This window comes from Streptomyces bugieae, from assembly GCF_036352915.1.
GTDB lineage: Bacteria > Actinomycetota > Actinomycetes > Streptomycetales > Streptomycetaceae > Streptomyces > Streptomyces endophytica.
In genome coordinates this window covers 45,198-58,060 of sequence record NZ_JAZBJP010000029.1, presented here as the reverse complement: position 1 = coordinate 58,060, position 12,863 = coordinate 45,198, and the positions used below count along the sequence as shown (strand labels likewise).

Here is a 12,863-nt window from a genome sequence, read left to right as displayed (position 1 = left end):
CATCAGCGATTCCCGGCGGGTTCCCGGCACGATTCCGGCGCGCTCACCGGGGTGCACCGGGAGCGGGTGACTGGGACGAGGGTCACATCCGTTCTCTGGTCGACCTCCGGCAAACGCACCTAAAGTGAGGCAATGCGCACCAAGGACCTCCTGGCTGCCATCGCGACCGGCCTCTGGCACTGGGACAACGCCACGGGACGGGTGAGCCTCGACGCCGAGGCGGCCCGGCTCCTCGGATTGCCGGCCGAGCCGGTGGAGCTGACCGAGGCGGCGGTGCGTTCCCGTTTTCATCCCGTCGACTTCGCCGAGATCAACGGCATCGTGCAGCTCGCGGTCGCCGAGGAGACGCTGGCCGAGGCCCGGCTGCGGGTCGTCGACGAGCAGGGGCGGGTGCTGCGGCTGGTCCGCACCCGCTCCCGGCCCCGCATGGTCGACGGTGACTTCGAGCTGGTCGGCACCCTCCAGGAAGTGCCCGAGCCGCTGCCCGGCACCTCCGCCGCACACACCCCGATCACCGGCGACTGGCGCCGCTCGCGCGAGGCGTTCCTGCTGGACGCGGGGCGGGCGCTGGCCGAGGCCCGGTCCACCGCCGAGGTGCTGCGGGTGGCGGCCGGGCTGTCGATGCCCGGTTTCATGCCGGACGGCCTCGCGGTCTTCGGGATCGAGGGCGACCGGGTGTCGGTCATCGGCCACCACGGACACCGGCCCGGCGACGAGCAGCCCTTCCTCGACATGCCGCTGGAGACGGAGTACCCGGCCGCGGAGGTGATCCGCACCGGCCGGGCCATCTATCTGCCCACGCCCGAGGAGTACCGCGGCCGCTACCCGGCCACCTGGCCGCTGGCCGCCCGCTTCGGCCGGACGTCCTGGGCGTTCCTGCCGCTGGTCAACGCGGGTCGGACGATCGGTGCCTGGATGGCGGGGTTCGCCGAGCCGGTCGCCTTCACCCCCGACGAGCGCTCGGTGCTGACCACCGTCGCCCGGATGCTGGCGCAGGCACTGGCCCGGGCCGGGATGCAGGAGGAGCAGCAGGAGCTGGCGCTGGGGCTGCAGCGCAGCATGCGGCCGACGGTGCAGCCGGACATCCCGGGGATGACGGTCGCGGCGCGCTACGTCCCGACCGGCGGCGGCCTGGAGGTGGGCGGCGACTGGTACGACATGATCCCGCTGCCGTCGGGCCGGATCGCGCTGGTCATCGGGGACATGCAGGGCCATGACGTACGGGCCGCGGGCCTGATGGGGCAGCTGCGGATCGCGCTGCGGGCCTATGCGTCCGAGGGGCACCACCCGGACGCGGTGCTCTCGCGGGCGTCGCGGTTCCTGGCCGGGATCAATGCGACGGAGTTCCGCGGCAACGGCGAGGACCAGCGGTTCGCCACCTGTCTGTACATCGAGGTGGACCCGTCGACCGGGCTGCTGGACATCGCCCGGGCCGGCCACCCCGACCCGGCGATCCGGCTGTGCGACGGGACGATGCTGATCCGGCCGACCGCGGGCGGGCTGCCGCTGGGCATCGTCCCGGACACCGACTACCCCATCACCCGGCTCGTCCTGGAGCCCGGCGAGACGATGATGGTCTGCACCGACGGGCTGATCGAGACCGGCGGGCACGACCTGGAGACCGGATGGTCGCGACTGCGCGCCATCCTCGAATCGCACGAGGTCGGCGCCGACGACGGGGATCTGGAACGGCTCGCCGACGCCCTGGTCCAGGCCGTGCACGGGCCGCCCTCACACCACACCACCGGGCCGCTGGTGGACCGCCGCGAGGACGACATCGCCCTTCTGCTGCTGTGCCGTGAGGGCGGCAGCTGCGGTGTCGGCACCGGGGGACTGCTGGCGCAGCAGCCCGTACGGCGCACCGCGCTCTCCGTGGCCCAGGCCGAACCGCACCGGATAGCCGAGGCGCGCCGGCAGGTCCGCGAGGTGCTGCACGACTGGGCCGACCCGGACCAGGTCGACTCGGCGGTGCTGATGGTCTCCGAAATGGTCACCAACGTCCTGCTGCACACCGACGGGGACGCGCTGCTGGTCGCCGAGATCTCCGGGGAGCGGGGCGCCCGCCGGGTCCGGGTCGACGTCTCCGACAGCAGCGACGAGCTGCCGCACCGCCGCAGCCCGGGCGAACTGGCCTCCTCGGGACGGGGGTTGGTGCTGCTGGAGCTGCTGGCCGGGGCGTGGGGCGTGGATCCGCGCGGGGACGGCAAGTCGACGTGGTTCGAGCTCTACGAGGACGCGGGGGACGCGCTGGGCCCGGTGTCACCGGGGCTGGAGGAGCCCGAGGCGGAGTCCGAATCCGCCGCGTAGTGCTTGCGCAGTTCGTGCAGGACGCCGGAGACCGCCGCGGTCAGGGGGACGGACAGCAGCATGCCGAGGATGCCGGCCACGCTCGCGCCGGCCGTGATCGCCAGCATCACCGTCGCCGGGTGCATCTGGACCGTACGGCTCTGGATCATCGGCTGCAGGACGTGGCCCTCCAGCACCTGGACGGCGAGGACGACGCCGAGCGTCCACAGCGCGATCACGAAGCCCCGGTCGGCGAAGGCGACCAGGATCGCCACCGCGCCGGAGATGAAGGCGCCGAGGTAGGGGATGTACGCGCCGACGAAGACCAGTGCGCCCAGGCCCGGGGCGCCCGGCACCTTGAGGATCAGCAGGCCGACGGTGATGCAGAGGGCGTCGATCAGCGCGATGAAGGTGGTGCCGCGCATGAAGCCCTGTATGGCCTGGAAACCGCGGCGGGCCATCCGTTCGAGCTGGGGACCCGAATTGCCGGGCGCCCAGTCGTGCAGCGCGCGGACGGCCTTGTCCGCGTCGCGGAGGAAGAAGAACGTCAGCAGCAGGGCGAGGACCGCGGCGGCGATGAACTGGCCGACGACGCTGACCCCGGCCAGCAGCCCGGACGCCGCCTCACCGCCGAACCTGGCGACCAGGCTCTTGGCGTTGGAGGCCAGGTCGTCGAGTGACGCACCGGCCACGCCGAAGTTCTTGGAGAGGCCCTGGCCGGCCTCCTTGAGCGAGGCGATGATCTGGTCCCCGGTGTCCACCAGCGCACTGACGACGACGTATCCGGCGCCGCCGACCACCACCAGCAGGACGGCGCAGGTCAGCCCGGCCGCCAGCGAGCGGTTGAGCCGCATCGCCACCAGCCGCCGGTAGAGCGGCCCGAGCAGCGCACTGCCGAGCAGCGCCAGCAGCACGGGCGTGACCGCCGCGCTCAGGAAGACGCACAGCCATACGCCGACGGCCAGCACGGCCGCGATCAGCAGCGCCACCACGCACCAGGCCGCGGCACGGCGGGCCTCGACCGGCAGCAACGGCTTCTCCGTCAGCGGCCGTTCGGGGCCGGGGCCGCTCCGGTCATGATCCGAATCGTTTCGCACCCGGACAGTCCACCATGGCGCACGGTCCGGAAACGGGCGGGGGAACGCGCCGGAGGCGGTGTTTCACGTGAAACACCTCGTTTCACGTGAAACACCGCCTCTCGTCACGACGTCCGACGCCGGGTCAGTGCTCCCCGGCGGGGATCGTGCCGAGCCGGCCGGCCTGGAAGTCCTCGAAGGCCTGGGCCAGTTCGGCGTGGGTGTTCATCACGAACGGGCCGTAGTGCATCATCGGCTCGCGGATCGGCAGCCCGCCCAGCAGCACCACCTCGAAGTTCGGGCTGCGTGACTCCTGGGTCTCGTCCGCCCGGATCGTGAGCGAGTCGCCGGCTCCGAACACCACCGCCTGGCCCATGCGGAACGGGCGGCCGTCCACGCCGGCGGTGCCGCGCCCGGCCAGGGCGTAGGCGAGGGCGTTGAAATCCTTGCGCCAGGGGAGGGTCAGCTCGGCACCGGGATTCACCGTCACATGCATCATCGTGATCGGCGTGTGCGTGACGCCCGGCCCGTGGTGGCCGTCGATGTCACCGGCGATCAGGCGCAGCAGCGCCCCGCCGTCGGCGGAGGTCAGCAGCTTGACCTGGCCGCCGCCGATGTCCTGGTAGCGGGGGGCCATCATCTTGTCGCTCTTCGGCAGGTTGACCCACAGCTGGAGGCCGTGGAAGAGACCGCCGGACATGACCAGCGACTCCGGCGGCGCCTCGATGTGCAGCAGACCGGAGCCCGCCGTCATCCACTGCGTGTCACCGCCGTTGATGACCCCACCGCCGCCGTGCGAGTCACGGTGCACGAACGTGCCGTCGATCAGGTACGTGACGGTCTCGAAGCCGCGGTGCGGGTGCCAGGGCGTGCCCTTGGGCTCTCCGGGCGCGTACTCCACCTCGCCCATCTGATCCATCATGATGAACGGGTCGAGGTGCTTGTAGTCGATGCCGGCGAAGGCCCGGCGCACCGGGAAGCCTTCGCCTTCGAATCCGCTCGGCGCGGTGGCGACGCCCAGCACGGGACGGGCCTGCGCCGCGGCGGGTGCCGCCACACGGGGCAGGGTCAGCGGGTTCTCTACGGTCACAGCGGGCATGACGGCCTCCTCGGTCGCTCACCAAACTTAGTTGAATGCTGAACAACCTGCAAGGCATGCGGCATTCCCGCCCGCGTTTTCGCAGGTCACAGGAGCAAAGAAGACGGCCGGCCGAGCATGTCGGCCGGCCGTTCAGGAAGCCGGGGCGGTCTCCGCGGGACGCTCAGCCGTACATCCGCCGCATCGCGAAGTCGACCATCTGCTCCACGGCCTTGGCGTCGAAGACCATCCGGTGGTCGCCCTCCATGTCGAGGACGAAGCCGTAGCCGGTCGGCAGCAGGTCGAGCACCTCGGCGCCGGTGATCACGAAGTACTTGGACTCCTTGCCCGCGTACCGCCGCAGCTCCTTGAGCGAGGTGAACATCGGGATCACCGGCTGCTGGGTGTTGTGCAGCGCCAGGAAACCGGGGTTGTCACCGCGCGGGCAGTACACCTTGGACGTCGAGAAGATGCCCTGGAAGTCCTCGGCCGACATCGAGCCGGTGGTGAAGGCGCGCACCGCGTCGGCGAGCGAGGGCGGGGACGGCTCGGGGTAGAGCGGCTGATCGCCGTAGCCCCCGGGGGCCGACTGCTGCGGCGGTGGCGGAGGCGCGCCGTACTGCTGCCCGGCACCCGCGTTCTGGTCGTAGCCGTACATGCGCCTCAGCCTACTGAGTCGGCGCGGCACCGGGGGACGCTCGTCACAGATGGGCGGAAGGGGTTGATTCTTATTACCCGCGGGTAGCATCATGCTAGCTACTAGCCGGTATTGCGTCTGAGGTCCCAGCCTTGGGGTCCTCTCCCGAACCCTTACGGAGCCGTACCCATGGGCCACTACAAGTCGAATCTCCGCGACATCGAGTTCAACCTCTTCGAGGTGCTGGGCCGTGACAGCGTGTACGGCACCGGACCCTTCGCGGAGATGGATGTCGACACCGCCAAGAGCGTGCTGTCCGAGATAGCCCGGCTGTCGGAGAACGAGCTCGCCGAGTCGTTCTCCGACACGGACCGCAACCCCCCGGTCTTCGACCCGGACACCAACACCGCGCCGATCCCCGACACGTTCAAGAAGAGCTACCAGGCGTACATGGACGCCGAGTGGTGGCGGCTGGGCATCCCGGAGGAGATCGGCGGCACCACCGCGCCGCGCTCCCTGCTGTGGGGCTTCGCCGAGACCATCCTGGGCGCCAACCCGGCCGTCTGGATGTACGCCTCCGGCCCCGCCTTCGCCGGCGTCCTGCACGACGAGGGCACCGAGGAGCAGCACCGCATTGCCCAGCTGATGGTCGAGAAGCAGTGGGGCTCCACGATGGTGCTGACCGAGCCGGACGCCGGTTCGGACGTCGGCGCCGGCCGCACCAAGGCCACCCAGCAGGAGGACGGCTCCTGGCACATCGAGGGCGTCAAGCGCTTCATCACCTCCGGTGAGCACGACATGTCCGAGAACATCGTGCACTTCGTCCTCGCCCGCCCCGAGGGCCACGGCCCGGGCACCAAGGGCCTGTCGCTGTTCATCGTGCCGAAGTACGACTTCGACTGGGAGACCGGCGAGCTGGGCGAGCGCAACGGCGTCTACGCCACGAACGTCGAGCACAAGATGGGCCTGAAGGCCTCCAACACCTGCGAGATGACGTTCGGCGCCAACCACCCCGCCAAGGGCTGGCTGCTCGGTGAGAAGCACGACGGCATCCGCCAGATGTTCAAGATCATCGAGTTCGCGCGGATGATGGTCGGCACGAAGGCCATCGCCACGCTCTCCACCGGCTACCTCAACGCCCTGGAGTACGCCAAGGAGCGCGTGCAGGGTCCCGACCTGGCGGCCTTCACCGACAAGGCCGCGCCGCGCGTCACCATCACCCACCACCCCGACGTGCGCCGCTCGCTGATGACGCAGAAGGCGTACGCCGAGGGCATGCGCGCCCTGGTGCTCTACACCGCCACGGTCCAGGACGAGATCATCGCCAAGGAGGCCGCGGGCGAGGACGCCAGCGCCGCCAACCGCCTCAACGACCTGTTGCTGCCGATCGTCAAGGGCTACGGCTCGGAGAAGTCCTACGAGCAGCTGGCGCAGTCGCTGCAGACCTTCGGTGGCTCCGGGTACCTCCAGGAGTACCCGATCGAGCAGTACATCCGCGACGCCAAGATCGACACCCTCTACGAGGGCACCACCGCGATCCAGGGCCAGGACTTCTTCTTCCGGAAGATCGTCCGGGACCAGGGCCAGGCGCTGACCGTGCTGTCCGAGGAGATCAAGAAGTTCCTCGCCGACAACACCGGTGGCGAGGAGCTGGCGCAGGCCCGCGGCGAGCTGGCGAAGGCCGCCGCCGACCTGGAGGCGATCGTCGGCGCCATGCTGACCGACCTCGCCGCGACCGAGCAGGACGTCAAGTCCATCTACAAGGTCGGCCTCAACACCACCCGCCTGCTGATGGCCTCCGGTGACGTCGTCGTCGGCTACCTCCTCCTCAAGGGCGCGGCGGTGGCCGCGGAGAAGCTGGCCGGCGCCTCGGCGAAGGACAAGCCGTTCTACACCGGCAAGATCGCCGCGGCGAAGTTCTTCGCGCACAACATCCTGCCGGGCGTCTCCGTCGAGCGCGGCCTGGCCGAGTCGGTCGACCAGTCGCTGATGGAGCTCGACGAGGCCGCGTTCTAAGGAACGGATCGGGAGCGGCGGGGCCGCGTTCCGGGGCAGGGTCCGCTGCCCGGGCGCGCGGCCTTCCTGAGGACCTCTTCCCAGAGTTCTTAGAGGTCTCTCATGGAAGCCGTCCAGACTGACGTGGCCCGCCTCCCTTCCCCCGGGGAGGCGGGCTTCGTCACGTACCGGCCCGGCCCGCCCGTCCGCCAGACCGGAATCGTTCGTTCCAGTGGGGTTCTCCTTCTGGAATGCAGAAATCGTGGCCGGAAGGGAGCGGAGTCACTCCGCACGCGCACGGGGAATGCGGGGCCCGGCTCCTTATGCTGAATCCATGACCAACTCCGCCCGCTTCGATCGCGGCCACACCGACGACCTGATGTCCTTCCTCGCCGCCAGTCCGTCGCCGTACCACGCGGTCGCCAATGCGGCGGAGCGGCTGGAAAAGGCGGGTTTCCGGCAGGTCGCGGAGACCGACGCCTGGGACGGCGAGAGCGGCGGACGGTATGTGCTGCGCGGCGGCGCGATCATCGCCTGGTACGTCCCCGAGGGCGCGAGCGCGGCGACTCCGTACCGAATTGTCGGGGCTCACACCGACTCTCCCAATCTGCGGGTGAAACCGATTCCGGACACCGGCGCCCGCGGCTGGCGGCAGGTCGCCGTGGAGATCTACGGCGGCACCCTCCTCAACACCTGGCTCGACCGCGACCTCGGGCTGAGCGGCCGGGTGACGCTCGCCGACGGGACCCACCGGCTCGTCCACGTCGACCGGGCGCTGCTGCGGGTGCCGCAGCTCGCCGTGCACCTCGACCGCTCGGTCAACGCCGACGGCCTCAAGCTCGACAAGCAGCGGCACATGACGCCCATCTGGGGCCTGGGCGAGGTGGCCGAGGGCGATCTGATCGCCTTCGTCGCCGAGGAGACCGGCGTCCCGGCCGGGGACATCAAGGGCTGGGACCTGATGGTGCACAGCATCGAGCCACCGGCCTATCTGGGCCGCGACCGCGAACTGGTCGCCGGGCCGCGGATGGACAACCTGCTGTCCGTGCACGCCGGTACGGCCGCGCTCACCGCGGCCGCCGCCCGGGGCTCCGCGCTGACCAGCATCCCGGTGCTGGCCGCCTTCGACCACGAGGAGAACGGCAGCCAGTCCGACACCGGCGCCGACGGACCGCTGCTCGGCACGGTCCTGGAGCGTTCGGTGTTCGCCCGCGGCGGCTCGTACGAGGACCGGGCGCGGGCCTTCGCCGGCACCATCTGCCTGTCGTCCGACACCGGGCACGCGGTCCACCCCAACTACAGCGAACGGCACGAGCCGGGGCACCAGCCGATGCCCAACGGCGGGCCGATCCTCAAGGTGAACGTCAACCAGCGCTACGCCACGGACGGCAGCGGGCGGGCCGTCTTCGCGGCGGCCTGCGAGCGCGCCGACGTGCCGTGGCAGAGCTTCGTCTCCAACAACTCGATGCCGTGCGGGACCACCATCGGGCCGATCACCGCGGCCCGGCACGGCATCGCTACCGTCGACATCGGCGTGGCGATCCTGTCCATGCACTCGGCCCGCGAACTGTGCGGCGCCGAGGACCCCTACCTGCTCGCGAACGCCCTGACGGCCTTCCTGGAGGGCTGAGTTGGATTTCTCGCTGCTCGGCCCGATCGCCGTGACGGCCGGCTCCCGGGAGCTGCCGCTCGGCCCCGCAAAACGGCGCAGTGTGCTGGCGCTGCTGTTGCTGCAGCCCAACACCACCGTTCCGCTGGAGCAGTTGATCGACTCCCTGTGGGAGGACGAGCCGCCCGAGCATGCGCGCACGGTCGTCCAGGGGCACGTCTCCCGGCTGCGCGCCACGCTCGCCGAGGGCGGCGCCGATGCGTACGGCATCGAGCTGGCCACACACGGCTCCGCCTATCTGCTGCGGCTGCCGGAGGAGCTGATCGACGCCCACCGGTTCAGCGAACTGGTGACACTGGCCCGTCCCGAGGCCGCGCCGGCCGACGCGGTGGCGCTGCTGCGTGAGGCGCTGGGCCTGTGGCGCGGTCCGGCGCTGACCGGCACGGTCACCAGCCCGCCGTTCGCGGCCGCCGCGCATGCGCTGGAGGAGCGCCGGCTGGCGGCCGTGGAAGCGCTGGGCCGGGCGCACGGCGCACTCGGCGAGCACGACCAGGCGGTGGCGATCCTCTACTCCGCGGCCGCCAACCACCCGTTGCGGGAAGGACTGATCGCCGGGCTGATGCGGGCGCTGTTCCGCACCGGGCGGCAGTCCGACGCGCTGGAGTGGTTCCACCGCACCCGTCGGCTGCTCAACGAGGAACTGGGCGTCGACCCCGGCGAGCGGCTGCGCGGCGCGTACGAGGAGATCCTGCGCGCCGAGGCGGCGGGCAGCGGGCGCGGGGGCGCGACGAAGCCGGCGACGGGCGGGGGCCGGGAGGCGGCTCCTTCCACGAGCGGGGGCCGGGCACCCGTGCACGGGAGCACGGCGGGGTCGGAGTCCGACGGCCCGGGACCCGAGGGTGGGCTTGCCGCCGCTCCGGACTTCGGCCCCGTATCGGGCGGTACGGGGGCCGGGGCCGAGCGGACCGGTGCGGCGCCGCGGCTGCTGCCCCGGCCACCCGCCCGCTTCCTGGGCCGGGAGCCCCAACTCGCCGCACTGACCGACGCCTTGATGGACCGCACCACGGGCGAGAGTCCGCTCGCGGTGGTCGCCGGACCGGTCGGCGTCGGCAAGACCGCCTGCGCCGTGCAGTGGGCGCATCTGCACGCCGACGCCTTCCCCGACGGCCAGCTCTTCGCCGACCTCCGCGGCTTCGGCGAGGGCGACGAGGCGGCGCCGGCCGAGATCCTGCGCGACTTCCTGCTCGCGCTCGGCACTCCCCAGGAGCAGGTCCCCGGCTCGGCGCAGGCCGCCTCCGCGCTGTTCCGTTCGCTGGTCGCCGAGCGCCGGCTGCTGGTCGTCCTCGACAACGCCCGCAGTTCGGCCCAGGTACGGCCGCTGCTCCCCGGCGGGCCGCACTGCGCCACGGTCGTCACCAGCCGCAGCCGGCTCGACGGCCTGGTCGCCACCGACTGCGCCCGGCCGGTGGGCCTCCAGGCACTCGGCCACGAGGAGGGTGCGGCGCTGCTCGGCGCCATGCTCGGGCCGGAGCGGGTGGCCGAGGACCCGGCCGCCGCGCGCGAACTGGTCGACCTGTGCGACGGGCTGCCGCTGGCGCTGCGGGCCGCGGCCGCCCAGCTGACCGCCCGGCCGCGCTGGCGGCTGGCCCGGCTCGCGGCCGCACTGCGCGACGAACAGCGGCGGCTGGCGCTGCTGTCGGCGGAGGACACCGGGATCGCGGCGGCGCTGCGGATGTCCGTCGCCCGGCTCTCCGCGGACGACGCCCGGCTGCTGTCGGCGCTGGCGACCAGCGCGGACGGGCACCTCAACGCGGCGGTGGCGGCGGCGCTGGCCGGCTACGACCCGGAGCGCACCCAGGACGGCCTGGACCGGCTCGCCGAAATGCATCTGGTGGACGAGGAGGCCACCGATGTCTACACGATCAGCACGCTGACCCAGCTGTTCGCCCGGGACGAGCGCGGCGAGGGCGGGGGGAGCGGGGCATAGCGGCGGGGGCGGCAGGGAGGGACGTACGGCGCCAAGGACGTCGGCGGGTACGGACGTTAGGCGGGCGTTAGTGGCGCGGCAGCGGCGGGCGGCAACCTGAGGGCATCGACCGACCGAACCGGGGGAGACCGCAATGCCGCAGCGTCCGGACCGCACCAGCAGCCCTCGCACCGCCCGTGCCGCCCGGCGGGGCACACTGCGGATCGCCGCCGCCGGTCTGACCGCGGTGGCCGCCCTCGGCCTCACCGCCTGCGGCGGGCAGGACAACCCGCTGCAGACCAGCGAGGCCAAACCGTTCCACCCCGCGGCGCAGGGCGCCGAGGACTCGGCGTCCCGCGCGCCCCGCAAGCTGCCGGTGAGGGAGTCCGGCGAGGCGGGGAGCGGTGCCCGGCCCGACGGCGGTGCGGCGCAGCAGGCCTCCGCACGGCGCGACGTACCCGGCGCGGACGGCGGCACCGACGCCCGTCCTGCCGGCGGGACCGCCGGGCACGGCCGGCGCACCCCGGACGTACGGCACTCCGCCTGTGACGCCGCGGCGATCCGGATCGTCGCCAAGCCGCTGCAACGGCCGGTCAACCACCTGCTGCTGGTGGCCACCAACACCTCCGGCGCCACCTGCGACCTCTACTTCGCTCCCAAACTGCGCTTCGACGACGCGCAGTCGCCGCTCGCCGACCTGCCGGAGAGCAGGCCCCAGGCGGTGGTCACCCTCGCGCCCGGCGAGTCGGGCTACGCCGGTGTGCTGACCTCCGCGGCGGACGGCTCCGGCCGCAACGGCGGCAGGCGGACCGCGCTGTACGTCAGCCTGCCGGGCCGCGACGGCAAGGGCAGCGTCGGCGGCTCGGCGAAGGTGGCGCTGCCGGGCGGCGCGGTGTACGTCGACGACAGCGCGTGGGTGACCAACTGGCAGTCGGACGCAGGCGACGCCGCTGCCTGGTGAGGCACCGCGCCACCGCCGACTCCCCATGAACCAGGGCGCCCGCATCCCCCAGCGGGCGCCCTGCCGGCTGTCCCGACATGTCTCACGCAGGGGCCCGTGATGTCCCATGCGGCGGACGTCTCCGCAGGTCCACGCCGTGCACGCGGCGGCGATGTCCCAAGGGACACAGAGCCGCGGGCCGGCCCCCTTCCCTCGTCCCACGATGTTCTCCGGCGCCGCGGCGGGACCACCCGGCGGCTCACCGACCGGCCGCCGGCCATCCGGCCGACCGGCCGTCCACGGAGGGGAATCGGCATGGAGGAGCACACGCACAGCGGTCGCCGGACCGTGCTGCGGAAGGCGCTGCCCGCGGTGGTCGCCGCGGGAATCGGCGTCGCGGGATTCGCGGGGCCGGCCCACGGCAGCGATCCCGGCCCGGCAACCGCCACCGGCGTACGGCAGGCGGCGGGCGCGGACATACGGCAGGCCACGGCCGCCGACGGCCGGCAGGCGGCGGCCGCCTCGGACTTTCCCACCTGGGGGACGCGATGGGTGGTGCATGCCGACCCCGACACCAACTCCCCCGCCGTCGGCATGATCAACAGGACCGCCGCGGGCCAGGACCGGATCACCGCCGACTACCAGGTCGACACCGGACACCAGGTGTGCGAGGGCAGCGCCTGCTCGACGTACATGGCCCACGTCACCGGCCCGGTCACCGGCTTCCTCACGGTGGTCGCGGTGGACATCCCGCAGGACCGGCTGCCGGGCGTACCGGTCCACGGCGGTGGCGGCCGGCCCCAGCCCGGCGGCTCCCGCCAGGAGGTGCTGAACCGGGCCGCCACCTGGCTCACCGCCAACAATGGCGCGCAGGTCCCGTACAGCCAGGCCAAGGTCTGGAAGGACGGCTACCGCCAGGACTGCTCGGGCTATGCGTCCATGGCGCTCGGGCTGCCGACGCCGGGCACCAACACCGTGGGCCTGGCCACCGACCGCGGTATCACCCGACCGATTTCGCTGGGCGAACTCAAGCCCGGTGATCTGCTCATCGATGCGTCCGGGGACAACAACAACCGGCACGTGGTGATCTTCGAGAAGTGGAACAACGACGCACACTCCTCGTACACGGCCTATGAGCAGCGCGGTGGCTACGGCACCGACCACCGGACGCTGACCTACGGCCTGCCGGGCGGGGACGCCGAGTTCACGCCGTACCGTCCGGTGAAGTTCGGCGACTGACGCGCCGTTCGCTCTCGCGCCGCTGTTTCACGTGAAA

Annotated in this window: 9 protein-coding genes; 6 read left to right on the top strand and 3 right to left on the bottom strand. The window is 72.1% G+C overall.

Annotated features, from left to right (window positions below; all coding sequences use genetic code 11):
* The first annotated feature begins 132 nt into the window (after nucleotides 1-132).
* Nucleotides 133-2,307 carry an ATP-binding SpoIIE family protein phosphatase gene (locus V2J85_RS31110; protein WP_330823447.1) on the top strand — a complete coding sequence of 725 codons (2,175 nt, stop codon included), beginning with the start codon at nucleotides 133-135 and terminating at the stop codon, nucleotides 2,305-2,307.
* On the opposite strand, the gene V2J85_RS31105 is transcribed toward V2J85_RS31110, so the two are convergent.
* The 3 genes from V2J85_RS31105 to V2J85_RS31095 all read right to left on the bottom strand — a co-directional run bounded on the left by V2J85_RS31105 (nucleotide 2,226) and on the right by V2J85_RS31095 (nucleotide 5,098).
* Nucleotides 2,226-3,383: an AI-2E family transporter gene (locus tag V2J85_RS31105; RefSeq protein ID WP_261956777.1), complete on the bottom strand. Its 1,158-nt coding sequence runs from the start codon at nucleotides 3,381-3,383 to the stop codon at nucleotides 2,226-2,228. The genes V2J85_RS31110 and V2J85_RS31105 overlap by 82 nt on opposite strands.
* 124 nt (nucleotides 3,384-3,507) lie before the next feature.
* Nucleotides 3,508-4,461: a pirin family protein gene (locus tag V2J85_RS31100; RefSeq protein WP_330823445.1), complete on the bottom strand. Its 954-nt coding sequence runs from the start codon at nucleotides 4,459-4,461 to the stop codon at nucleotides 3,508-3,510.
* 163 nt (nucleotides 4,462-4,624) lie between these two features.
* Nucleotides 4,625-5,098 (bottom strand): SseB family protein, encoded by a 474-nt coding sequence (locus V2J85_RS31095; RefSeq protein WP_330823444.1) that lies wholly within the window; start codon nucleotides 5,096-5,098, stop codon nucleotides 4,625-4,627.
* 168 nt (nucleotides 5,099-5,266) lie between these two features.
* Here V2J85_RS31095 and V2J85_RS31090 point away from each other — a divergent pair, with 168 nt between their 5' ends.
* From V2J85_RS31090 to V2J85_RS31070, 5 genes are all read left to right on the top strand, one after another.
* Nucleotides 5,267-7,093, top strand: coding sequence for an acyl-CoA dehydrogenase (locus V2J85_RS31090; protein WP_330823443.1), 1,827 nt, complete (start codon nucleotides 5,267-5,269; stop codon nucleotides 7,091-7,093).
* 313 nt (nucleotides 7,094-7,406) lie between these two features.
* Nucleotides 7,407-8,702, top strand: coding sequence for a M18 family aminopeptidase (locus V2J85_RS31085; protein WP_261956773.1), 1,296 nt, complete (start codon nucleotides 7,407-7,409; stop codon nucleotides 8,700-8,702).
* Nucleotide 8,703: 1 nt separating this feature from the next.
* On the top strand, nucleotides 8,704-10,668 hold the full coding sequence (locus V2J85_RS31080; RefSeq protein ID WP_261956772.1) for an AfsR/SARP family transcriptional regulator: 1,965 nt from the start codon (nucleotides 8,704-8,706) through the stop codon (nucleotides 10,666-10,668).
* Nucleotides 10,669-10,801: 133 nt separating this feature from the next.
* Nucleotides 10,802-11,608: a DUF4232 domain-containing protein gene (locus tag V2J85_RS31075; protein WP_330823442.1), complete on the top strand. Its 807-nt coding sequence runs from the start codon at nucleotides 10,802-10,804 to the stop codon at nucleotides 11,606-11,608.
* A 294-nt stretch (nucleotides 11,609-11,902) separates the two neighbouring features.
* A complete protein-coding gene (locus V2J85_RS31070; protein ID WP_261956770.1) occupies nucleotides 11,903-12,826 on the top strand; it encodes an NlpC/P60 family protein in 924 nt (307 codons plus the stop codon).
* The last annotated feature ends 37 nt before the right edge of the window (nucleotides 12,827-12,863 follow it).

Excerpts from the sequence above, each read along its gene's own strand:
- V2J85_RS31075 (WP_330823442.1), top strand. The coding sequence starts at position 10,802 with ATGCCGCAGCGTCCGGACCGCACCAGCAGCCCTCGCACCGCCCGTGCC.
- V2J85_RS31090 (WP_330823443.1), top strand. The coding sequence starts at position 5,267 with ATGGGCCACTACAAGTCGAATCTCCGCGACATCGAGTTCAACCTCTTC.
- V2J85_RS31095 (WP_330823444.1), bottom strand. The coding sequence starts at position 5,098 with ATGTACGGCTACGACCAGAACGCGGGTGCCGGGCAGCAGTACGGCGCG.
- V2J85_RS31100 (WP_330823445.1), bottom strand. The coding sequence starts at position 4,461 with ATGCCCGCTGTGACCGTAGAGAACCCGCTGACCCTGCCCCGTGTGGCG.
- V2J85_RS31110 (WP_330823447.1), top strand. The coding sequence starts at position 133 with ATGCGCACCAAGGACCTCCTGGCTGCCATCGCGACCGGCCTCTGGCAC.
- V2J85_RS31085 (WP_261956773.1), top strand. The coding sequence starts at position 7,407 with ATGACCAACTCCGCCCGCTTCGATCGCGGCCACACCGACGACCTGATG.
- V2J85_RS31070 (WP_261956770.1), top strand. The coding sequence starts at position 11,903 with ATGGAGGAGCACACGCACAGCGGTCGCCGGACCGTGCTGCGGAAGGCG.